20 protein-coding genes, 2 pseudogenes and 1 riboswitch (1 of these 23 cut by a window edge) are annotated in these 21,856 nt (G+C 38.3%); of the genes and pseudogenes, 7 read left to right on the top strand and 15 right to left on the bottom strand.

Annotated elements, in window-relative coordinates; all coding sequences use genetic code 11:
• From L655_RS01000000125195 to msrA, 3 genes and pseudogenes are all read left to right on the top strand, one after another.
• Positions 1 to 103, top strand: a pseudogene (locus tag L655_RS01000000125195) (efflux RND transporter periplasmic adaptor subunit) (it extends 927 nt beyond the left edge of the window).
• Between the two features lie 3 nt (positions 104 to 106).
• A complete protein-coding gene (locus L655_RS0106065; RefSeq protein WP_024604438.1) occupies positions 107 to 3,205 on the top strand; it encodes an efflux RND transporter permease subunit in 3,099 nt (1,032 codons plus the stop codon).
• A gap of 85 nt (positions 3,206 to 3,290) precedes the next feature.
• On the top strand, positions 3,291 to 3,827 hold the full coding sequence (gene msrA / locus L655_RS0106060; RefSeq protein WP_024604437.1) for a peptide-methionine (S)-S-oxide reductase MsrA: 537 nt from the start codon (positions 3,291 to 3,293) through the stop codon (positions 3,825 to 3,827).
• Between the two features lie 237 nt (positions 3,828 to 4,064).
• Here the strand turns inward: msrA and L655_RS0106055 are convergent, their stop codons facing one another.
• The 3 genes from L655_RS0106055 to L655_RS0106045 all read right to left on the bottom strand — a co-directional run bounded on the left by L655_RS0106055 (position 4,065) and on the right by L655_RS0106045 (position 7,669).
• The gene (locus tag L655_RS0106055; RefSeq protein ID WP_024604436.1) at positions 4,065 to 5,915 is read right to left on the bottom strand and encodes a TonB-dependent receptor; all 1,851 of its coding nucleotides are present in this window, start codon (positions 5,913 to 5,915) and stop codon (positions 4,065 to 4,067) included.
• Positions 5,916 to 5,951: 36 nt separating this feature from the next.
• Positions 5,952 to 6,136: riboswitch (cobalamin riboswitch) on the bottom strand.
• Positions 6,137 to 6,178: 42 nt separating this feature from the next.
• Positions 6,179 to 6,985, bottom strand: a complete 807-nt coding sequence (locus tag L655_RS0106050) for a hypothetical protein (protein ID WP_024604435.1) — start codon at positions 6,983 to 6,985, stop codon at positions 6,179 to 6,181.
• A 201-nt stretch (positions 6,986 to 7,186) separates the two neighbouring features.
• On the bottom strand, positions 7,187 to 7,669 hold the full coding sequence (locus L655_RS0106045; protein ID WP_007377833.1) for a YajQ family cyclic di-GMP-binding protein: 483 nt from the start codon (positions 7,667 to 7,669) through the stop codon (positions 7,187 to 7,189).
• Between the two features lie 152 nt (positions 7,670 to 7,821).
• Between L655_RS0106045 and L655_RS1000000127720 the strand changes: the two are divergent.
• Together L655_RS1000000127720 and L655_RS0106035 are read left to right on the top strand one after the other, a co-directional pair.
• Positions 7,822 to 8,126, top strand: a pseudogene (locus L655_RS1000000127720) (hypothetical protein).
• The gene (locus tag L655_RS0106035) at positions 8,119 to 9,021 is read left to right on the top strand and encodes a 2-dehydropantoate 2-reductase (protein WP_024604434.1); all 903 of its coding nucleotides are present in this window, start codon (positions 8,119 to 8,121) and stop codon (positions 9,019 to 9,021) included. The pseudogene L655_RS1000000127720 and the gene L655_RS0106035 overlap by 8 nt, the downstream one beginning before the upstream one ends.
• 40 nt (positions 9,022 to 9,061) lie before the next feature.
• On the opposite strand, the gene thiI is transcribed toward L655_RS0106035, so the two are convergent.
• On the bottom strand, positions 9,062 to 10,519 hold the full coding sequence (thiI, locus tag L655_RS0106030; RefSeq protein WP_024604433.1) for a tRNA uracil 4-sulfurtransferase ThiI: 1,458 nt from the start codon (positions 10,517 to 10,519) through the stop codon (positions 9,062 to 9,064).
• A 97-nt stretch (positions 10,520 to 10,616) separates the two neighbouring features.
• Positions 10,617 to 11,270, bottom strand: a complete 654-nt coding sequence (locus L655_RS0106025; protein ID WP_007581663.1) for a TetR/AcrR family transcriptional regulator — start codon at positions 11,268 to 11,270, stop codon at positions 10,617 to 10,619.
• A 198-nt stretch (positions 11,271 to 11,468) separates the two neighbouring features.
• Here L655_RS0106025 and coaD point away from each other — a divergent pair, with 198 nt between their 5' ends.
• Complete coding sequence (coaD, locus tag L655_RS0106020) at positions 11,469 to 11,960, top strand: pantetheine-phosphate adenylyltransferase (RefSeq protein ID WP_024604432.1); 492 nt, start codon at positions 11,469 to 11,471, stop codon at positions 11,958 to 11,960.
• 33 nt (positions 11,961 to 11,993) lie between these two features.
• On the opposite strand, the gene L655_RS0106015 is transcribed toward coaD, so the two are convergent.
• The 10 genes from L655_RS0106015 to argC form a co-directional block, all read right to left on the bottom strand.
• On the bottom strand, positions 11,994 to 12,512 hold the full coding sequence (locus L655_RS0106015) for a hypothetical protein (protein WP_024604431.1): 519 nt from the start codon (positions 12,510 to 12,512) through the stop codon (positions 11,994 to 11,996).
• Positions 12,513 to 12,524: 12 nt separating this feature from the next.
• Positions 12,525 to 13,043: a hypothetical protein gene (locus L655_RS0106010; protein WP_024604430.1), complete on the bottom strand. Its 519-nt coding sequence runs from the start codon at positions 13,041 to 13,043 to the stop codon at positions 12,525 to 12,527.
• A complete protein-coding gene (locus L655_RS1000000127715; RefSeq protein WP_241764456.1) occupies positions 13,036 to 13,521 on the bottom strand; it encodes a hypothetical protein in 486 nt (161 codons plus the stop codon). Before L655_RS1000000127715 ends, L655_RS0106010 begins: the two co-directional genes overlap by 8 nt.
• A 27-nt stretch (positions 13,522 to 13,548) precedes the next feature.
• On the bottom strand, positions 13,549 to 14,082 hold the full coding sequence (locus L655_RS1000000127540) for a hypothetical protein (protein WP_024604428.1): 534 nt from the start codon (positions 14,080 to 14,082) through the stop codon (positions 13,549 to 13,551).
• Positions 14,083 to 14,097: 15 nt separating this feature from the next.
• On the bottom strand, positions 14,098 to 14,304 hold the full coding sequence (locus L655_RS0105995; RefSeq protein ID WP_024604427.1) for a hypothetical protein: 207 nt from the start codon (positions 14,302 to 14,304) through the stop codon (positions 14,098 to 14,100).
• A 259-nt stretch (positions 14,305 to 14,563) separates the two neighbouring features.
• Positions 14,564 to 16,429: an argininosuccinate lyase gene (argH, locus tag L655_RS0105990; protein WP_024604426.1), complete on the bottom strand. Its 1,866-nt coding sequence runs from the start codon at positions 16,427 to 16,429 to the stop codon at positions 14,564 to 14,566.
• Positions 16,430 to 16,480: 51 nt separating this feature from the next.
• On the bottom strand, positions 16,481 to 17,647 hold the full coding sequence (locus L655_RS0105985; protein WP_024604425.1) for an argininosuccinate synthase: 1,167 nt from the start codon (positions 17,645 to 17,647) through the stop codon (positions 16,481 to 16,483).
• The gene (locus L655_RS0105980) at positions 17,644 to 18,576 is read right to left on the bottom strand and encodes an ornithine carbamoyltransferase (RefSeq protein WP_002958764.1); all 933 of its coding nucleotides are present in this window, start codon (positions 18,574 to 18,576) and stop codon (positions 17,644 to 17,646) included. Before L655_RS0105980 ends, L655_RS0105985 begins: the two co-directional genes overlap by 4 nt.
• 7 nt (positions 18,577 to 18,583) lie before the next feature.
• Positions 18,584 to 19,351, bottom strand: coding sequence for an acetylglutamate kinase (argB, locus tag L655_RS0105975; protein ID WP_024604424.1), 768 nt, complete (start codon positions 19,349 to 19,351; stop codon positions 18,584 to 18,586).
• A complete protein-coding gene (gene argC / locus L655_RS0105970) occupies positions 19,352 to 20,362 on the bottom strand; it encodes an N-acetyl-gamma-glutamyl-phosphate reductase (RefSeq protein WP_007581649.1) in 1,011 nt (336 codons plus the stop codon).
• A 224-nt stretch (positions 20,363 to 20,586) separates the two neighbouring features.
• On the opposite strand from argC, the gene argE reads away from it, so the two are divergent.
• Positions 20,587 to 21,735 (top strand): acetylornithine deacetylase, encoded by a 1,149-nt coding sequence (argE, locus tag L655_RS0105965; protein ID WP_024604423.1) that lies wholly within the window; start codon positions 20,587 to 20,589, stop codon positions 21,733 to 21,735.
• Positions 21,736 to 21,856: the final 121 nt, after the last annotated feature.

Genomic DNA, 21,856 nt, shown 5'->3' with positions numbered 1-21,856 from the left:
TGGCTGGGTTGCTATCGATGAAGGTTTAAATGATGGCGAGCAAATTGTTACTGAAGGGCTAATTAAAATTCGCTCTGGTAGTAAAGTAAGCGTAAAGGGGTAATACGTGAAAATTACTGATACTAGCGTTAAACGCCCCGTTTTTGCCATTGTAATTAATTTACTACTTCTTACTTTTGGTCTGGTTGCATTTACTATGCTGCCACTTCGTGAATACCCTGATATTGAAACGCCAATAGTAAATATCAGCACTGAATACACAGGTGCTTCTGCCGAAATAATAGAAACAAAAATAACGCAAATAATAGAAAATCGAATTTCCGGTATTGAAGGTATCAAAAGTATTAACTCTTCGAGCCGTAATGGGCGCTCAAACATTACCATTGAGTTTGATATTAACCGCGATATAGATGCCGCATCTAACGATGTACGTGAACGTGTAGCACGTGCACTTGATAGCTTGCCTGATCAGGTACGCCCACCAGAAGTGTCTAAATCAAATAGTGATGAAAGCCCAATCGCATGGTTTGTATTAAACAGCGAAACAATGGACTCGTTACAGCTCTCTGATTACGCACAGCGATTTATTGTTGACCGTTTAGCCGTAGTAGACGGTGTATCTAACGTGCGTATTGGTGGTGAGCGCCAATACGCCATGAAAATTTGGCTTAACCGCCAAGCAATGGCCGCACGGGGTATTACCTCAAGCGATATAGAAAACACACTTCGTACAGAAAACGTTGAGTTACCTGCTGGCGAAATAGAATCTATAGATCGTGACTTTACCGTGCGTACTGCCCGTAGTTATAAAGATCAGCGCGATTTTAAAAACCTGGTAATTAAACGTGGTGATGAAGGTTACTTAGTACGTTTAGGTGAAGTTGCCGATGTACGTTTAGAAGCTGCCGATGACGAAAGCTTATTTCGTGGTAACGGGCGTAATATGATTGGCTTAGGTATTGTAAAACAAGCTAAAGCAAACACACTAACCGTAGTAGATAACGCACGCAGCGAACTTGAAAAAATCAAACGAAACCTACCTGAAGGTACCACAATTCAAGACAGCTACGATTCGTCTGTATTTATTAAAGAGTCTATTAATGAAGTTTACAGCACACTTGCCATCTCTATGGGTTTAGTCGTACTCGTTATATTTTTGTTTTTAGGCAATATACGAGCAACGCTTATTCCTGCGGTCACCGTACCGGTCGCACTTGTTGGTAGCTTTATGTTTTTGTTGGCAATGGGCTACTCAATTAACTTACTAACTTTACTTGCCTTAGTACTGGCCATTGGTTTAGTAGTAGATGATGCCATTGTAATGCTTGAAAATATTCACCGTCGTATTGAATTGGGTGAGCCGCCGTTACTAGCTGCATTTAGAGGCGCGCGTGAAGTAGGTTTTGCCATAGTAGCAACCACGCTTGTACTTATATCTGTGTTTGTGCCATTAGTATTTATGGATGGCCGTATAGGTGCATTATTTACTGAGTTTGCTATGGCGGTAAGTGCTGCCGTATTTTTCTCAAGTGTTACAGCACTTACTCTCGCACCAGCTTTGTGCTCTAAAGTACTTAAAGTATCAGACAAACCAAATAAATTTAGCCAATGGATGGACCGTCAATTTACTAAAATTGAAGTAAGTTACCGTAATTCACTCTCCACTAACATAACCCGAAAATGGGGCTTAATGGTGAGCTTATTATTAGCTGGCTTTGTTAGTTACTCGTTGTTTTTACAAGTTCCTTCTGAGCTAACACCAAAAGAAGACCGTGGCACGTTCTTTATTATGATGAGCGGCCCTGAAGGCGCAAGTTACGAAAATAACGCCGCTAATATGGCTAAAATTGAAGAGCGCCTAATGCCTTATTCGCAAGCAGGTGAACTGAGTCGCGTACTTGTTCGAGTACCCGGTTGGGGTGGCAGCGGCGGTGTTGCGATTGTGGGTATGGCCGATTGGGATAAACGCAAACGCTCAACGTGGGAAGTAATGGATGAAATAAGCGGTAAAATGCAAGAAGTTACCGATGTTCGTGCATTTGCCATTATGCGCCGTGGTATTGGCGGTGGTGGTTCATCTCGCCCAATTGAGTTTGTGCTGCAGGGTAATGACTATGCACAACTTGCCGATTGGCGTGACCGTATAATAAAGCGTGCTGAGCAAAACCCTGGTTTAGTAAGAATCGATCATGATTATAAAGAAACCTTCCCACAGTTTTTAGTCAGTATAGATAAAAACAAAGCCGCCGATTTAGGCGTGTCGGTATCTGATGTAGGCCGTACACTAGAAACAATGCTTGGCCAGCGCCGTGTTACAACCTTTATTGACCGCGGTGAAGAATACGATGTGATTTTAAAAGGGACTAAAGAAGATTTCACCAACCCTACTGATATTTCAAATATATACCTTAAATCACGAAGCGGTGAACTAGTACCACTTGATAGCCTTATCAGCTTAAAAGAAGAAGCAACAGCCTCACGCTTAAACCGTTACAACCGTATGCGCGCAATTACATTAAGCGCCAACTTAGCCGACGGTTATACACTTGAGCAAGCGCTTAACTTTTTAAACGAGGTAGCCGCGCAAGAAAACGATATAGATGGCGCAGTAGATTACAAAGGTGAATCGCAGCTTTACTACGAAGGCGCATCAGCGATGACCTACGTATTTATACTTGCACTCACCGTTACCTTTTTAGTACTTGCTGCGCAGTTTGAAAGCTTTATGCACCCGTTTGTAATTATGCTTACCGTACCGCTTGGTTTAATGGGCGCTATGTTTGGGCTTTGGGCTACAGGACTTACCTTAAATATTTACAGCCAAATAGGTATTGTCATGCTCATAGGCTTAAGTGCTAAAAATGGTATTTTGATTGTAGAATTTACTAACCAATTACGCGATAAAGGCGTTGAGTTTAGTGAAGCAATACTACAAGCAGCTACCCAGCGCCTTCGCCCAATAATAATGACCTCACTAACAACCGTTATGAGCTCTGTTCCTTTGGTTTTTGCCTCAGGCCCCGGCGCCGAAAGCCGTATGGTAATTGGTGTAGTTGTGTTTACAGGGGTTATTGTATCTACCCTGCTGACTCTTTTTGTTGTACCTGCTGCGTATTATGCTCTGTCGAGAAATACTCAGTCACCTGAGTTTTTACAACAAAAGCTGAATAAACAAGCTGCTGAAAAACCTTTCGAAGAGATCTAATCTCTTTATTGCGCCGTAACCTTGTTGTTGCGGCGCATACAATTTATGCTCGCCTTTAAACTCCATATACATTTTAGGAATACTTATGAGCTCAACAACGCAAGTAGCAACATTTGGTGGCGGCTGTTTTTGGTGTATAGATGCTGCATTTAGACGTGTAAATGGCGTATTAGATGTGAGTTCTGGCTATACAGGCGGCGAAACCGACGCCCCAACCTATAATTCTGTATGCTCTGGCACAACAGGGCACGCTGAGGTTGTTAAGATTGAATTTGACGCAACTGTCGTTAGCTTTGAAACACTGCTGGCAATGTTTTTCACTTTGCATGATGCAACACAGCTGAATCGACAAGGTAACGATATAGGCACACAGTACAGAAGCGTTGTTTACTATCACGATGAAGCCCAACTAAAGCAAACCAATGAAATGATAGCTCAACTGCAAAGCCATGTGAGTGAGCCAATTGTGACAGAAGTCAGCCCTGCCACTACGTATTATCCAGCAGAGCATTATCATCAAGATTACTATAACGAAAACCCACAGCAGGGTTACTGTAGTATTTTAATAGCACCTAAATTACATAAGTTTGAAACCGTATTTAAAGAGTTTTTAACTGATTAATACCAATCAGCATAAGTATAGAAGCTATTTAACGATAATAAAATTGCGCTCTAACTAGGCAAAAATTTTATATCCAGTGGTTCTAAATAAAAAATTTATAACGACGTTAGCGTGTGATTTAATCCGTTAAACTGTTTAGAGGTCTATGCAGGTTGGTATAACTTAAAAGTAAACAGAAAAGGCAAAAAGCCCGATAATTTATCGGGCTTTTGTATTTTTAATAACTAAATAATAAATTTAGAACTGGTAGCTAATCCCAGCAAATACTTGTCTGCTGGGTGCGCTGTAGCCTAAAAGCTCACCACTTGCGGCAAAGCCAATACCCGCAGTGAAGTACTCTTTATCAGTTAAGTTTTCAATACGTGCATGTAGCGCTAGATTATCTAAAAGCTGATAGTTAGCAGCAATATTAAACACAGTAAACGCTGCAATTTCTGTATCGTAGTATGAAATTGAATCGCGAGATGAGCGATATAGCATGGTTAGATTGGCGTCAAAATGTCCCCAATTTTTAGTTAGTGTATAATTAAATGCTTCAGATGGACGACGCGCCAACTCTTTACCCGTAGTTTCATCTTCTGTATCTAAAAAACTTAAGTTAGCGTTATGTTCAAACCCTAATGCGCTAAACTCAGCACTAATTTCGACCCCTTGCATAGACACACGCGCAACATTTGAAGGTACATATTTTCCCAAATTAGCGTCATATTGGTTTTCAATTAAGTTTGTAATATTATTATCAAAAATAGTAATATCGTAACGACCCCATTTTGTTGTAAGCGTAATGCCCAGCTCATTATTGACAGCCTCTTCGGGCTTAATATCGCTGTTACCTACATAATAGAGGCTATTCGTTACAAACGCGTTCACCAATGATGGTGCTCTAAATGCTGTACCGTGACTTGCACGAACACTAATATATTTATTAGCTTTATAACCAACACCTGTGCTGTATGTATTAGCGCGACCGTGGTAATCGTAATCATCGGTTCTAATAACAGCACTAGCAAGCCATATGTCATCGTCATAAAAAGCACCAATAAATAATGCTTTATTATCGCGTTTTTCATGTACTGAAGTTGCTGTAGAACCGGATAAATCTTCTTGTAATAAATTAACACCGCCACTTAATTCTAGTGTTTGAGTTAAAGTATATAGACCACGATATTCTGCTTCAAAACGTTCAGTACTATAAAAAGTATTTACTGCAGTCCCTGTTTGCTCATTTTCTTCTTGCGATAAACTGACTGAAACACCTTGATTATAATTTTGAGAGCTTTTTTCCCAACCTAATTTAGCTATATAGTTTTCAAAATCATAAGCGTCGCTAGAGTATGCCGAGTCGTATTCGCCCTCACCTTCACTATACTGTGCTTGTGCGCTAAATTGACCCAAATCTTCAGTATGATAGCTTAAGTTAAAACCAATATTTTTATTTCTATAGCCATCATCATCATGATCTTTAGTAATTGCAGCTGTAGGGTCTTTTTCAGTAACATCAAAGCCATCTGTTTCTTCATAACCTGCATTGTATTTAAAGCTCAACGCATCTTTAGCTACCCCACCTGCTAGCTGATAGTTTGAGTAACTATTGCTACCAAATGTTGCAGATAAAGTATTATTAATTGCATCACGAGTAATGATGTTAATAACCCCTGCGATTGCATCTGAACCATAAATGGCCGCGCGAGCACCTTTGATAACTTCGATACGTTCAATGCTATTAACAGGGATATTAGTAAGCGACACACTACCCGAAGTCGCATCACTTATCCTAACACCATCCACCAAAACCAATGTGTATTTTGCCGACGCGCCACGTACAAATACATCCGCTTTTTGCCCAAAGCCCCCATTACTTACAATATCAAGACCAACAACTGTATTTAAAAGAGAGGGTAAATCGCGTACGTTGCTTGCTTCTATTTCTGCACGCTCAATAACATTTACACTTGCTAAAACGTCATTGATTGATTGCTCAAATTTATTAGCTGTAACGGTTATTTTTTCAATTGATTGCTCTGCGCCAGACACAGAAAATGAAAGCGCAGCAGAAATAGCAACGCCTAAAGTTGTTTTGTTTAACATGATGTCCCCTACCTTTGCCCACCGCAAAGATTTAAGTAAGTAAGATTGCATCAAGGCCGGTCTCCGGACTCAGTAAGCACATCAAAATATGCAATACTTTACCGTTGCGGGGGCAGTGTTGGGCTTGTAGTCATCATGAAAACGCACCAACTTCCCGATTATCCTGCTAAAAAAATCATTACATGAAGTGGCTAGCAAGCACCTTGAAAATATGTCGCTATTGTGAGTATTTTGTTTACAAATGTCAATGGACGTCTATACAGCTAAAAACCTTTAAAATGCAGTTGGGGGCTAGTATAGTTTGAAGAAACTCCATATTTATCAAGTAGCTTCTTAAGTTGTATTTGTGCAGTAGGTAAGCTTAGTATTTCATCCATTTTATTACTAGTGATCTTATTTGATTTAGAGTTAACTAAAAAGTGCGTTTTATAAACGGCATCTGGTACGTTACTTTTATAGAGTAAATCCATATTAAAAGTATTTTTATTTTTAAAATATTGGTAAGCAATATTATTTAAAACACCTACTTCCGCGCGCTTTAATAGCAGCATTTTAACCACATTGAATTCATCAATGGTTAAACTTACCTGATGTTCCTCACTTAAAAATTCGGCATCTGTATTAAATCCAGCAAATTGATACGAGTACCCCAATACCCCAACCTTTGTTAATGACGTAATGTCGTCAAAGTAAGCTTGCTCATTTGTATTTTCTTTAAGCGTATAAAGCTCATTTTTGGTAATGGTATAAAATTCGGTTTTTTTAATATTCCCTTGCGCTGATTGTGGGATCCATTGCAGTGCCATTAAAAATAAAACATCAAAATTATTTTTTTCAACTGACAAAGCAAGCCTTTTTACAGGTAGAGACTTAAGTAGGAAGTTAAACTCCTGCTGTGCGCCGTTTAAAATCTTAATAAACTCAGGAGCAAAACCCTGCTTTTTTTGCGCATTAATAATAATGGGAAAGTAGCCATCTTCAACCAGTACATCAATATCAACTGTTTTTGATAAGCTTGGTTTGGTAAATGTAAGCAAAACAAATAACAAAAATAATTGATGACGTTTCATTTTAATACCTTCTAGTGTGAAGTACTCAATTGCATGTGATTAAATATAATAGCTTAAATATCAAAAAGAAGATTAATACATACGGGAGTATCTAGGCAGCAAAGAGGGATAATAGTGAGATATTTAAAAAGAGTAAGTAGCTTCAATCTGTCTGTGAGTATAAACAGATTAAAGCATGCTTAATTTAAAACTATTTATTGATTAATCGCGGAAATTTTTAAACTGAAAAGGCTGACCTAGCTCAGCACTACGCACTACTTGCATAGCCTCTTGAAGATCGTCACGTTTTTTACCCGTTACACGTACTTCTTCGCCTTGAATAGCAGCTTGAACTTTAACTTTAGAGTCTTTAATGGCTTTAACTACTTTTTTAGCCATGTCCTTTTCGATACCCTGCTTTAAGCCAACGTTACGAAATACATTTTTACCTGCACGGGTAATATCTTGAAGCTCTAAGCTTGATACATCCATACCACGCTTAGATATTTTGTTAGCTAAAATATCAAATAATTGCATAACCTGAGAGTCTGCTTCAGCTTTAAGCTTAATTGTTTTGTCATTTAGCTCAATAGATGCATCAACGCCTCTAAAGTCAAAGCGAGTCTCTAGCTCGCGATTTGCATTATCAACTGCGTTTTTAGCTTCGTTCATTTCTACTTCAGATACAATATCAAATGAAGGCATTGGTTTGCTCCTAACTATTTAATCTTAATTTTATGTGGTAATTATAACGCTAAAATTATAAATCTTTACATTTTTCTGCATCTTGTTCAGGTGCGATATTAAATTAGTTTGATATACTTGCGCCTCTTTTTTAAGCGATTTTAGGATTTGTCGTGACAAGGCGTGTTTATCAAGCAATTTTTTTAATCAGCATAGTAGCTTTTACCTTTTTATTTGCCAAAGAAATAAAAGGTGGCGTTGTAAATTTATTTCCTCATGTTGATAAAGTCGCCCATTTTGGGATTTTTTTTATACTAGCCATNTGGCAGGTTATGGCGCCTCTATAGAAATAATGCAAGACGCACTTCCATATAGGCAAGCATCACTCGGTGATTTTTTTGCTGATTTTGCAGGTGCCGCAAGCTACTTTTTACTTAGAGTAATTTTTACACCTCGAAAAAAGAACCCATATGGCTAATATTTTAATTATCGGCGATGGTGCTATTGGCTTGTTACTTAGTCATTTTCTAAGTGCGTCGCATAATGTCAGTGTTTTAACTCGCAAAAGCCCAACAAATACCCGCTTTTATAGTCGAGGTAAGGGTGCATCTAAAAAAATTGACGCACAATTTATTGCATTAAATCAGCTAAATAAAGCGGTTGAATTTGATGTTGTTTTATTTACCGTTAAAGCCTTTCAAGTACTTGATGCATTTACGCAAATAAAGCCTCTTCTACCAAGTCATTGCTCTGTTGTACTTTCGCATAACGGCATGGGTAATGTTGATGAGGTAAATAGCCAGCTAAGCACTCACCAAGCACTCTACTTTTTAACGACAAGCATAGCGGGCTTTAAATCAAACCAATACATTGTGCAGCACACTGGTGAGGGACAAAGTGTTATTGGTACTTGTAATGAATTAGCTTTTCAAAATAGCGCGCCAATAGCTGATATTTTTAAAGTAATACCCAGCCTAAAGTTTACTAATAACATTCAGCAGCTTCGTTTTGAAAAACTACTCGTAAATATTGCCATTAACCCATTAAGCGCTTTAAGTAATGTAAAAAATGGTGAGTTACGCGCACCTAAGTACAACGCTATAATTTTTAATGCACTCACTGAAGCATGCAATATAGCAAACGTACAAGGGCTTAATATCCCATTGATTAAAGCACTTAATACCGCTTATAAAATAATGGAATTAACGTCTGACAATTACTCTTCAATGCAGCAAGACGTCGCGCATTGCAGAGAAACTGAAATATCAGCTATATGTGGCTATATTAGCCAACAAGGTAAACTTCACGGTATTCCTACACCTTACAACGATGAGTTGTTTGTCAAAATTCAGGCAAAAAAAAGCGTGGTATAAACCACGCTTATATTAATTCTTAACTTTAAGACGACAAACCTTATGGGCGGTAAACTTTTACAGTTTCAAAGCCTTGTTCGTGCAGCATAAGTGCCTGTAGTTGGCTCATTACGCCTCTATCACAATATAAATAGTAGTCGGTGTCTTTTGGTAAATCACCAAACTTAGTCGCCAGACGGAAGAACGGTAAATGAACCACTTCAACACCGTCGATTGCAAGCGGTGCAGCTTCTTCTTCCTCTGGTGAGCGAATATCAACTACCACAGAGCCTACAGGCAAATCAGCAACCGATTCAGCTTCTTTAAGTTCTTGTTTGGCTTCTACGTCAATATCACGCACGTCCATTATACGTGCGTTGTTTACAACGGTATCAAGTACATCAAAGTCGAACTTTTCTTCTTCACCAAGAATAACGTCTATTTTGGCTTTAACCGTTGGCTTTTTAGAAATAACACCACAGTATTCAGGCATTGTTTCTGCCATTTCGGCCGTACCAATTTGACGAGCAATATTAATAATTTCTTGCTTATCGTGTTGAATAAGCGGGCGTAAAATAAGCGTTTCAGTAACACGGTCAATCACGCTTAAATTCGCTAATGTTTGACTAGATACTTGGCCAATACTTTCGCCAGTAACAAGTGCTTGAATGTTTAACTTTTGCGCAACCACACTCCCTGCGCGCATCATCATACGTTTAAGTACAACACCCATTTGGCTGTTTTCAACGTTTTCTAAAATTTCAGCAACAACAGGTTCAAAATCAACCGTTACAAATTTAACTTTATGTGTAGAGCTGTATTTTTTCCATAAGTAGTAGCTTGCTTGCTTAACGCCAATTTCGTGCGCTGCGCCACCTAGATTAAAGAATAAAAAGTGTGTGCGCGCGCCTTTACGAATCATTTGGTAACTTGCTACGCCAGAGTCAAAACCACCCGACATAAGCGAAAGCACATCTTCTTGCGTTGGCAGCGGAAAACCAGCCATACCAAAATGTGTTTGCGAAACAATGTAAGCTTTATCATCTTTTACTTCTAAGCGTATTGTTACTTCTGGGCGGCTAAGCTTTACGCTTGCGCCTTCGATATGTTGATTTAATCCACCACCAACATAACGCTCTAAATCAGTTGAGGTAAAGTCGTGTTGACCTATACGCTTTGCACGAACACAAAAGGTTTTACCTACAATAGTATGACCAACTAACGCTATTGTTTTTTGGTAGATATCATCAAGAGTTTCGAATTGTGTTTCGGTTACTTCAATAAATTGAACAATGCCAGGGATGCGTTTAAGGCTATCGATAAAATCAAGACGAACTTGTGCGTCTTCAAGTTTTGTAACAACTGAAATGTTATCCCAGTTATTTCTTACTTGTACTTTTTCGTCAACACGGCGCAATACAATTTTAATGTTATTTTCTAACACTTTAGTAAAGCGTTTACGGACCGAACGGCTTTTAATGGCTATTTCAGGATGTAGTTTGACGATAAATTTAAGCATAGTTCACTCTTAGACTGCGGGAATTCGCGCTCCCAGGCATTTGGCGCGGGATTATAGCAAAAAATTCAGCGCCTAGGAAACAGCCTATTACTATCGATTAAACTACTGTTGGGGCTTGTTGCGCTAATTCAGTATATTTTTCACGTAGCAGGTTCATTTTATCAATGCTTTTATCGGTACTGTACGCTCTAAATAATGTAAGTACTTTTAAAATGCCATGATATATATCTTGCTCAGCAAGCGTACCACTTGGCCTACGGGCTTTAATATAAGGCGTCCAAAAACTAACCGTTAGCTTTAGTGTATGTGCTAAATCAATGACATCTTGCTCATCAATAGCAATCATTTCACTGTCGCGAAGTCCTAAAATAATTTTACGAACTTGCTCTAACAACTCTAACTGAAAATCAATATAAGCTTGTTTTAAATCAGCATCTCTAGAGAGAATATCCCCGAGATTATCGTAAAAAAAATGATAGCGCCACATCAGCTCAAATAACGAATCTAGGTAAGCCGTTAAATGATTAAATGCATCATCATCTTTATTAATAGGTTTAAAGTGAGTATTTAAATGATCGCGATACAGCGCAAAAATATGACGGATAATGTCTTCTTTATTTTTAAAATGATAATAAAGATTACCCGGGCTCATCCCTAAGTTTGATGCAATATGATTTGTCGTTATTGCACGCTCACCATTTTCGTTAAACAACAAAATACTGGTGTGTATTATTTTATCCTTGGTATTCATATGCTAATACTCAAATTATCTATAGGCTACATTACACTCAAAAGAGGTAAACAGTATAAACAAATATGAATCATTAAAACACTCCCACCATGGACTGACCTGTTTATTAAAAGTAAGTGTTTATATGCTTTTTTAGCTAGGCTGCTTTGTGGCATAAACACTGTTAAACTAGCGCTAAAATAATAAATAGTGAACATTATGAAAGTTATTGCAATTTACCCTGGCACCTTTGATCCACTAACTAATGGGCACACAGACCTTATTCAACGTGCAGCTAAAATGTTTGATACTGTATTAGTTGCGGTAGCTAATAACCCAAGTAAAAAACCCTGCTTTAACCTTGAAGAACGTGTTGAGCTTGCAAACTCTATTTTAAGCCACATAGATAATGTTAAGGTGATTGGTTTTTCTGGTTTATTGGCTGACCTTGCGCGCGAGCACAATGCTAATGTGCTTATTCGCGGTATTAGAGCTGTATCTGATTTTGACTATGAATTTCAATTAGCTAACATGAACCGCCGCCTGAACCCCGACTTAGAAAGTGTATTTTTAACACCCGCCGAGCGAAATTCATTTATTTCATCAACACTCGTTAAAGAAGTCGCTCGCCATAATGGTGACGTAAGCGAGTTTGTAAACCCTGTAATTGTTAAAGCTCTAAAAACTAAACTGGGCTGTGGTGCCCAATAACACTTTCCCGAATTAGCACATAACTTGTATGCGCTAATTCGGCTTTTGTATAGATGATGATTTTAATTTTTCAATTAACCAAACAAGTTTTAGCAAATCTTTATTAATAATTAGTATTAGCGCCATAGTGATATCAATAACAGGCATAAGAAAACCATACAGCATCCACAACCACCAAAAACCCCAATTGCCATAAAGCGTATTATCAATATACATACCCATAAACAGTGAGGCATTGATAGCAAGCCCTACAATAAGATAATAAAATCCGTACGGTATTTTACGACCTAAAAAAATACGCCACATAAAAATAACGGCAATTGTTAGTACATCAAATAAAAATAACTTTAAATGCGGAGCCGCAGTAGTTATGTCCATAAACAAACTAAATGTATACGAAGCCATCATAATAAAAGAAAGGTGAACTCGGCTTTTATCTTGCTTATTAATAGCAGCTGATAAAGTGAATAAAAAAGCAAAAACAAAAAGCCATGTAATAAATATTCCAAAATATTCGTTTACTGAATTTAATTGCCAAAATAGTTCTTCCATTTTACTAAGCCTTCATTGTTGCATGTGCTTTTTAAGACGACTCAAGTAATGTTTTAACCTAATTAAACCCAATAGATCCTTATTAGTAGCAAGAACCAAAACCATTATTAAATCAGAAGTAATTTGTCCAATTACGTAGACTGCCCAGAACCACCAATAGTCTAAATTACCTAAAATAATGCTATCGTAATGCATGCCATAGAAAACGAATGCATTAAAACTTAACCCTGTAATAAGGTAATAAAACGCAATAGGTATAGTTTTACTAAAAAAAATTCGCCACAAAATCAAAAATACAATGGTCACTACATCAAATAAAAAAAGAGTTAGGTGAGGTGTTTCACTCTGTGGGTCCATAAAAATACTTGATGTATAAGATATCATCATAATGAAAGCTAATTGAGCACAGCCTTTATCGTGTTTGTTAATACTTGTGGATAAGTTATATAAGAAAGCGAGTACAAAGAACCATGTAGTAAAAATAGTTATATAGTCATATAAACCAGCCAGCTTCCATAAAAAATCAAGCATTGGGTGACCTTGTAGATTTTATAGTTATAAGGGGGCTTAGTTTTATTAAGCTTAAAAAATTTTTGTTAAGTATCAGCGAGAGCATCATAAGGACATCTATAGTATTTATGCCTATTGAATAAACACTCCAATACCACCAAGGCTCATAGTTATATAAGACGTATAAATCGTAATGTAATATTAAGGTGAGCACAGCATTTATTATTAACGCAAAGATGATGAAGTGAAAAGCTGCAGAACGTTGGAGCACTTTGAAGTACTGTAAAGTTAATAGAGCTAAAATTGTAATAAAATCATAAAGCGCCCAGTTTAAATATAAACTTTCTAATAAGTTTATATAACCACTAGAAAAATATGAGCAGAGCATAAGCGCAGATAAATAAACCGAGGATTTATTTTCTTTATTTATACTGGAGGCTAAACAGTATAAGAAGGCCATTAAAAAGCCCCATTGAGAGAAAGCTTCTACATAATCCATTAGGGCTTCAGTAACGTACATTTTAAACTAGGTTACTTTATGGATATCGTTTGACTTGAAGTAGTTGAGAGTTTTATTTTTTAATTTATGAAGACCGAGAAAGTCTCTATCAACAATTAACGCGACAACCATTGTTAAGTCTATTACATTTACACTATAAAGATAAATATCCCATAGAATCCAAGGCTCTTGATTACCATAAATATAAACATCTAAATGCATAAATAACACAAGAATCATATTTATGGAAAGACCTGTAACTAAATATAAGAGAGAAGTACTAGAACGCTTTACTACACTATAAGCAATTATTAAACTAGCAATAGTAATAGCATCATGTATAGCCCAATCAAAATAAGTTGTATTGTAATATGATATCCAGGTATAAAGATAATCAGTTGCAGAATAAGAAACCATCATAATAAATGAGCTGATTAGTAAAGTCGTATTTCTTTTAACACCTAAACTATAAACAAAAATGTTAAAAAAGAATGCCATCAAAAAAGCCCACATAACCAAGGCTGATAGTGAAAAAAGACCAAACAGCTCAAATAAAAACATCGAATACCTATATAACTATTTTGGGCGAGAACCAGTCCCACCAGAAAGTAATGAACCACCACGCTGTAAATCAGTACTCGCAGCACTCATAGCCTCTTGAGAGATACTCACTGTATCAGATTGCAGGGTTTTAGGGCTAGCAGTTTGTTCCATTGCAGGCTTTAATTGTTGTGTTTTGTTGTATGCTTGCATTTGTAATTGGCTATTAGCTGAAACTTGCATGTGATTGATCCTTGTAAAAGTTTTAATTATATTTGGTGCAACTTTTAACCACATTATTATGTAGATAAATGCATTACCTGTTTTAAGCAGTGATAGCTATTTTGCTATCTATCTTATACATAGCAATCAATGTGCCAACTTTTTTTGACACATTAAAATTCACTCAAAAAATATAACCCAACCAAACAACTCCGACCAGTTTACTGCAAATATAAAAAAACGCACAGGGATAACCGTACGTTTTTTGTATCCAGGGAGTTTAAGCTACGTATTTACACGGGATCTCCGCACGTGTACTTAGCTTCAAAATATATTCCATTGCTACTTCGTCACAATTTTCTTTACGAAGGCAAAGTTCACAATCTTTCATTACTTTTTCAGGCAAAGAGTCTTTGCTACAAAAAGTAAAACGTTGTTGTTCAAAAAAATCGGGTACACGGGTCAATACAATAACTCGGTTAAGTGCCAATTTTTTGGCTTTAGCAAGTAGGTGCTCTACAAGCTGTCTACCCTGCCCCGTCACTTTACTTTTTGGGTCTATACCCAATGAGCGTATTTCAGCAAGGCCGGTATCGTAAATGTATAACGATGCACAGCCCGACACTTTTCCATTTATTTCAGTAACTGCAAACTCGTTAATAGAGTGCACCATATCGCTTTTTGCACGAGGTAGGTTTTCGCCTACCGTTGCCCAATGCTGTATAAGTGTGGCTATTGCCTCTACATCATCTAAATTTGCATCACGTACCGTTATTTGCTGTTTTTTTTTGGCTTCTTTAACAGCATTAGTTACTTGCTCAATAGACGTCCCACCAAGCGCTTGACGCGCTTTTATACACGCATCAATTTCAAGTACTGGGTAAACATCGTCTTCAAATACAGTGTTTACTGATTTGTACTGCTCAAGTGATAGCTCCTCAAGCGTTTTACCTTCGCTAATCGCAAGCTGTACAAGTACACCTACAATGTGATGCCCTTCTCTAAATGGCACACCTTTAGCAACTAAGTAATCAGCAAGTTCGGTGGCATTTGCATGCCCTCCTTTTGCTGCAGCAAGTGTCTTATCGCCGTTTACTTTAACGCCTTTAATACATGCTTGCGCCATATGAATACATGCAAGCCATGTTGGCATAGCGTCGAACAGGCCTTCTTTGTCTTCTTGCATATCTTTATTGTATGCAAGTGGCAGCGCCTTTAATGTCATCATCATGGCGCTAAATGCACCAAATACACGTCCGGTTTTACCGCGAATAAGCTCGAGTGCATCAGGATTTTTTTTCTGAGGCATGAGCGATGAGCCTGACGTGACGTTATCAGCAAGCTCTATAAATCCGGCTTCACCCGAATTATAAAAAATCAAATCTTCAGACATACGAGATAAGTGAACCATCGAAATAGACGCACAACTTAAAAGATCTAACACGAAGTCACGATCAGATACGCCATCAAGGCTATTTTTTGTAGCCGCTGTAAAACCTAATCCGTGGGCTAATGCTTGGCGATCAATCGGATAAGCTGTACCTGCTAATGCACCACTGCCTAATGGGCAAAAATTCATGCGCGCTTTAGCATCTTGCAGGCGGCTTTCATCGCGCTCTAGCATTTCTACATACGCCATACACCAGTGGCTAAACAATACTGGTTGTGCGCGCTGTAAATGCGTGTAACCTGGTAATATTGTGCCAAGCTCACGCTCTGCAAGCGCTACAAACTCGCCTTTTAGCTGTGCAATGGCATCTAGTAAATGATCGGCTGTATCACGGCACCATAGTCTAAAATCGGTGGCAACTTGGTCATTACGGCTTCGGCCTGTATGTAATTTTTTAGCTAAATCACCTACTTTTTCAATTAGAGCAGCTTCAACATGTGAATGAATGTCTTCTGCACCTGAAGTAGCAACTGATTGTGGATCAGCTTTAACTTCTTCAAGTAGCTCATTTAATGCAGCAACTAATTTTGTATGCTCATCACTTGAAAGTACATTTACCTGTTCAAGTGCACCAGCCCATGCCACAGAGCCAATAATATCTTGCTCTGCTAACTGGTAGTCAAAGGGAAGAGAGTCGTTAAATTGCTTAAACGCCTCATCTGGACCCGTAGAAAAACGTCCGCCCCATAATGCCATGAAATCTCTCCAAACCCTGTAATGCCCCTTTTATAAGGGGCTATAAATAATTTACTTTTTAGCCAATGCTGAAATTCTGCTTGAAAGCGAGAATAAACGAATAAAGCCTTCAGCGTGTGACTGGTCATATACATCATCTTCGCCAAATGTAGCAAATGCTTCGCTGTATAAGCTATTTGGTGATTGCTTTTGAACCGCAGTTACTTGACCTTTATATAGCTTAAGTACCACTTCACCTGTTGCCACTTTAGAAAGTGCTTCTGCACCGGCTAAAATAGAATCTTTAAGTGGTGTAAACCAACGGCCGTCGTATACTAAATGTGAAAACTCACCACCGAGTACTTCTTTCCACTTACGGCTTNCAGCCATAATTACTGTGCCACCTGGTGTTTCATAACAACCGCGTGACTTCATACCTACTAAACGGTTTTCTACAATATCAACACGTCCAACGCCATGAGGCGATGCAATATCGTTTAATTTAACTAAACAGTCATATGGTTTAAGTTCTTCGCCATTTACAGCAACCACTTCGCCTTCAACAACTTTTAATGTTACTAGTTCTGATTTATCTGGTGCTTGCTCTGGAGAGTTAGTCCAAGTCCATACTTGCTCAGTTGGTTGGCACCATGGATCTTCAAGCTCACCACCTTCGTGCGAAATATGCCAAGCGTTAGCATCACGGCTATAAATTTTTGTAGCAGATGCTGAACACGGAATGTCACGCTCTGCTAAGTAATCAAGTAATGATTCACGACTCGATAAGTCCCACTCACGCCATGGCGCAATTACTTTTAAATCTGGAGCAAGGGCTGCAAAACATGATTCAAAACGAACTTGGTCATTACCTTTACCAGTACAACCATGAGAAAGTGCATCAGCACCTACTTTACGTGCAATTTCAACTTGTGCTTTAGCAATAATAGGACGCGCCATAGACGTACCTAGTAAATAAGTACCTTCGTAAATCGAGCCCGTTTTAAGTGTTGGATAAATGTAATCACTTACCATTTCATCTTTTAAATCAACTACGTAACATTCTGAAGCACCTGAAGCGATTGCTTTAGCTTCTACGCCTTCAAGTTCTTCTGCGCCTTGACCTACATCCGCTACAAACGCAACAACTTCACAACCGTAGTTTTCTTTTAACCATGGCACGATAGCCGATGTATCAAGACCACCTGAATAGGCTAAAACGACTTTTTTAATTGAACTCATAGGTGTTCCTTAACAAAATTTGGATTTAGTAATGTAACTAGCAAAGCATTTTGCGCGTGCATGCGATTCTCTGCTTGTTGAATAATTTTCGATGCTGGACCATCCATTACCTCAGAGGTAATTTCAAATTCACGGTGTGCCGGTTGGCAATGTAATACCGTAGTTGCACCTGTTTGATCTAGCAATGCCTGATTTAATTGATAAGGCATATATTTTTCTTTAACTTGCTCAAGCGGTGTTGTATCACCCATCGATACCCAAGTATCTGCATATACAACGTTTGCACCAACAGCCGCTTCAACACGGTCACTTACCATCACTGATGCGCCATTCATTGCCGCTATTTGCTCTGCCTTTTTAAGGATTTGCGAATCAGGCGAGCTGCCTTTTGGCGTTACAGCAACAAAATCAGTGCCAAGCGTTGCCGCTAAAAGCATTAATGAATGAGTTACATTGTTGCCCTCACCTAAGTAAGCCACTTTAAGCTCGCTCACATCGCCGTGAACTTCTTGAAGCGTTAAAAAATCAGCAAGAGCTTGGCATGGGTGGTATAAATCACACAAACTATTTACTACCGGTACTGATGCGTATTCACCTAATGTAGTTAATGTGCTGTGCTGATTTACGCGTGCCACAATACCATCAGCCCAAGTAGAAATATTAAGTGCGAAATCTTTAATTGATTCACGTGCACCCATAGCGCCATTTTGCTGATCTAAATAAACTGCATGGCCACCAAGGCGGTTAATACCTATATCAAACGATAAGCGAGTACGTAAACTTTGTTTTTCAAACAATGTTACGATTGATTTTCCCGCTAATACATTGCTGTATTTTTCTGGTTTTGCTTTTATATCTTGCGCTAACTTTAATAAATTAAGTGCGCCTTCTTGGTCTAACTCTAAACCCGTTAAAAAATTCTCAAACATAATAAACCTATGGTGTAATCTTAGTTCCGACATGCTCGCCTTGTAGCAGAGCAGTTAAATTTTCTGGCTTTTGCCAGCTGGAAATATACACACCGCGTCGTAAATGTTGGGCAGCGTGAAGGCTGGTCTTAACTTTGACCTCCATCCCGCCCACAATTACTCCATTTGTAATTAAAGTATCAATGTGTTTTGTGTCAAGTTGATGTAACGGTTGTTTATTTGCGTCAAGTACCGCTTCTACATCCGTCATAAAAATTAGTTCTGCATTTAAATTACTGGCAATAGCCGCTGCAGCTTCATCTGCATTTACGTTGTACCACAAGCCTTGTTCATCAAAGCCGATAGAGCTAACAATAGGTAAACGAGAAATTCTAAGTAAATCATTGATGATAGAATCGTCGTTACTTGTGCATTTACCTACTAAGCAAAGCGCTTTTAATTTTTGGGTTGCAGTCACACCCGCCTCAAAAAGACTTAAGCCGACAGGCTTATGCCCTGCGCTTATAGCTTGAGTCATTAATTGTTTATTAGCGCAACCTGCAAGCGCACCCACTATATAAGGCATTTGCTCTGCTGGACTAATACGTAAACCTTGGTGTTTAGCACTAGCAAAACCCGCTTGCTTTAGCCATGTATCTACTAAAGAACCACCGCCATGAACAATGACAAACTCATCATTTTTTTGCTCGCTTAGCACGTCAAATAACGCTTTTGCTGCATTTTCTGTATTAAGTACTGCACCACCGAGTTTAATAACCCACGTTTTTTTACTCATTTAAAACGCTCCTTTTAAGCCCGTAGTGTGATCTAAATTCATAGAAATATTAATACACTGCAAAGCTTGTCCAGCAGCGCCTTTTAATAAGTTATCAATGGCAGACATTACAATTAACTGCGTGCCTTGTTGCTGCCAACCAATATCAACAAATGGTTGCTTAGCAACACCTTTAATTGACGGTATTTTATCGCCTAACAAACGAATTAATGGTTCGTTAGCAAGCACTTGATAAGCAGATGCAACGTTTTCCTTGGTAACGCCTGGCTTAAGTTGTACATAAATAGTTTCTAAAATACCGCGCGCAAAGCTACCTAGATGCGGTGTAAATAATACTTTGTGGCCAAGGTGTTGTTCAATTTCAGGACCGTGGCGATGGTTAAACAAACCATAAGGTGCAAGCGATACCTCACAAAAATGTGTTCCTACACTCGCTTTACGCCCGGCACCCGTAACACCCGAAACGGCATTAATAATAATACTTTCGCTGCTCAATAAGCCTGCTTGTTTAAGCGGTTTAAGTGCATTGAGCGCCGCTGTTGGGTAACAGCCTGCAACAGCAATTAGCTTTGCGTTAGCGATAGCATCATGGTTCCACTCTGCTAAACCGTAAGCCGCTTCATTTAAAAGCTCTGGGTGTTGATGCTCAAAACCATAGTAAGTAACGTAATCATCATTATTTGCTAGGCGATAGCCACCAGATAAATCAAATACTTTTTTACCCATAGCTAAAAATTGAGGCGCTAAATCAACACTTACTTTGTGATCGGTACATAAGCATACATAATCAGCATCACTTTGAATGTCATCAAAAGCTGATGCACTAAGAGGAAGTAAAGGACAATCTAGTAAGCCAAGGTGCTCTGGGTATAAATCACTTAGTAATTTATTTTTATCTAAGCTACCCTCAGATACATAACAGCCTGTTAAGGTAAGGTTTGGATGATTAGCAACTAAGCTTGCTAACTCTGCGCCGCTATAACCGCTTGCGCCAATAATAACTACATTCATTGATTACTCGTTATTTTAAAATTTACTGCTAAATATATATGTTGTTCGCTTAAACTAGCTAAGACGCTAAATTAAGACTTAATTTAATGAATTTGTAGATTATCGTCGCATTATTTTCATAGCTTTACTTTAATATATTTATGCTTAAAAAGTGAATTGATATTCATCATAAATACTTTTATATTGTTATGCAATTAAATTGAATAATAATTTTGGATTTTTTTATGCCTTTGCCTTCGTTTATTTCTATGTATCAACAATTGATTGCAGCCCCTTCTATTAGTGCAATTGAAGACAGCTTGTGTATGAGCAATAAAAACGTAATTGAACTCCTTGCGAGGTGGTGCGAAACACTCGGTTTTACATGTGAAATTATTGAATTAGAAGGAGGTAAAGGCCGCTTTAATTTATTAGCAAAGCGTGGAAAAGGCGATGGCGGGTTAATGCTTGCGGGCCACACGGATACAGTGCCTTTTGATGACAGCCGCTGGAACCACAATCCGTTTAAACTTACCGAACTAGACAATAAATTGTACGGGCTAGGAAGCATTGATATGAAAGGTTTTTTTGCTTTTGTATTACAAGCGATTAGTGAACTTGATGAAAAGCAGCAAACTCAACCTATTTTAATACTCGCCACTGCCGATGAAGAAACAACTATGGCAGGTGCACAGCAAATATGTAAGCACCCTAATTTAAAACCTGCACGCTGTATAATTGGCGAACCTACTGATATGACGCCAGTATTTATGCACAAGGGCCATATGAGTACAGCAATAAGAGTGGTTGGTCGCTCTGGGCATAGCTCAGATCCCGAACGTGGCCTTAACGCCATTGAAGTAATGCATAAAGTGATTACAAAATTGATGATCTTAAAAGAGCAATTAAAGCATAAGTATTCAATAAATCACTTTAAAATTCCTTATCCAACATTAAACTTAGGTAATATTCATGGTGGCGATAATGCGAATAGAATTTGTGGTTGCTGTGAAATGCATATAGATATGCGCCCATTACCAGGTTTAAGTGTACAAGAACTACAAGCATTAGTGCTTGATGTAACAAAAGAGATAAATCAGCAATACCCAAATGCGGTGAGCGTTATTGATTTACATGAACCAATCCCGGCATTTAGTGGTAGCACCGACAGTGCTTTAGTTAAAATGGCTGAAAAAATAGCGGGGCAAAAAGCGGTCGCAGTAAATTATTGCACTGAAGCGCCGTTTATCCAGCAACTCGGTTGTGAAACAATCGTAATGGGCCCAGGCTCAATTAACCAAGCGCATCAGCCTGATGAGTTTTTAGCGTTGGAAAAAATAAAACCATCACAACAAATAATCACTGATCTTATAAAAGCAAATTGCTTTAGCTAATAAGATTTCAATAAAGGCGCCAATTGGCTGTCTCTTATACACAAATCCCTGCTAAGAAATTAGCGGGGATTTTTTTGAACTAAATCTCAATGTCATGATCAGATCTTCAAATCTTGTTTGA

It is taken from the genome of Pseudoalteromonas sp. TAE79 (assembly GCF_000498015.1).
In the GTDB taxonomy this organism is placed as follows: domain Bacteria; phylum Pseudomonadota; class Gammaproteobacteria; order Enterobacterales; family Alteromonadaceae; genus Pseudoalteromonas.
The sequence above is the reverse complement of the archived record's forward strand: the minus strand, read 5'-3'. Positions and strand labels throughout refer to the sequence as shown.

Excerpts from the sequence above, each read along its gene's own strand:
- msrA (WP_024604437.1), top strand. The coding sequence starts at position 3,291 with ATGAGCTCAACAACGCAAGTAGCAACATTTGGTGGCGGCTGTTTTTGG.
- L655_RS0106055 (WP_024604436.1), bottom strand. The coding sequence starts at position 5,915 with ATGTTAAACAAAACAACTTTAGGCGTTGCTATTTCTGCTGCGCTTTCA.
- L655_RS0106050 (WP_024604435.1), bottom strand. The coding sequence starts at position 6,985 with ATGAAACGTCATCAATTATTTTTGTTATTTGTTTTGCTTACATTTACC.
- L655_RS0106045 (WP_007377833.1), bottom strand. The coding sequence starts at position 7,669 with ATGCCTTCATTTGATATTGTATCTGAAGTAGAAATGAACGAAGCTAAA.
- L655_RS0106035 (WP_024604434.1), top strand. The coding sequence starts at position 8,119 with ATGGCTAATATTTTAATTATCGGCGATGGTGCTATTGGCTTGTTACTT.
- thiI (WP_024604433.1), bottom strand. The coding sequence starts at position 10,519 with ATGCTTAAATTTATCGTCAAACTACATCCTGAAATAGCCATTAAAAGC.
- L655_RS0106025 (WP_007581663.1), bottom strand. The coding sequence starts at position 11,270 with ATGAATACCAAGGATAAAATAATACACACCAGTATTTTGTTGTTTAAC.
- coaD (WP_024604432.1), top strand. The coding sequence starts at position 11,469 with ATGAAAGTTATTGCAATTTACCCTGGCACCTTTGATCCACTAACTAAT.
- L655_RS0106015 (WP_024604431.1), bottom strand. The coding sequence starts at position 12,512 with ATGGAAGAACTATTTTGGCAATTAAATTCAGTAAACGAATATTTTGGA.
- L655_RS0106010 (WP_024604430.1), bottom strand. The coding sequence starts at position 13,043 with ATGCTTGATTTTTTATGGAAGCTGGCTGGTTTATATGACTATATAACT.
- L655_RS1000000127715 (WP_241764456.1), bottom strand. The coding sequence starts at position 13,521 with ATGGATTATGTAGAAGCTTTCTCTCAATGGGGCTTTTTAATGGCCTTC.
- L655_RS1000000127540 (WP_024604428.1), bottom strand. The coding sequence starts at position 14,082 with ATGTTTTTATTTGAGCTGTTTGGTCTTTTTTCACTATCAGCCTTGGTT.
- L655_RS0105995 (WP_024604427.1), bottom strand. The coding sequence starts at position 14,304 with ATGCAAGTTTCAGCTAATAGCCAATTACAAATGCAAGCATACAACAAA.
- argH (WP_024604426.1), bottom strand. The coding sequence starts at position 16,429 with ATGGCATTATGGGGCGGACGTTTTTCTACGGGTCCAGATGAGGCGTTT.
- L655_RS0105980 (WP_002958764.1), bottom strand. The coding sequence starts at position 18,576 with ATGTTTGAGAATTTTTTAACGGGTTTAGAGTTAGACCAAGAAGGCGCA.
- argB (WP_024604424.1), bottom strand. The coding sequence starts at position 19,351 with ATGAGTAAAAAAACGTGGGTTATTAAACTCGGTGGTGCAGTACTTAAT.
- argC (WP_007581649.1), bottom strand. The coding sequence starts at position 20,362 with ATGAATGTAGTTATTATTGGCGCAAGCGGTTATAGCGGCGCAGAGTTA.
- argE (WP_024604423.1), top strand. The coding sequence starts at position 20,587 with ATGCCTTTGCCTTCGTTTATTTCTATGTATCAACAATTGATTGCAGCC.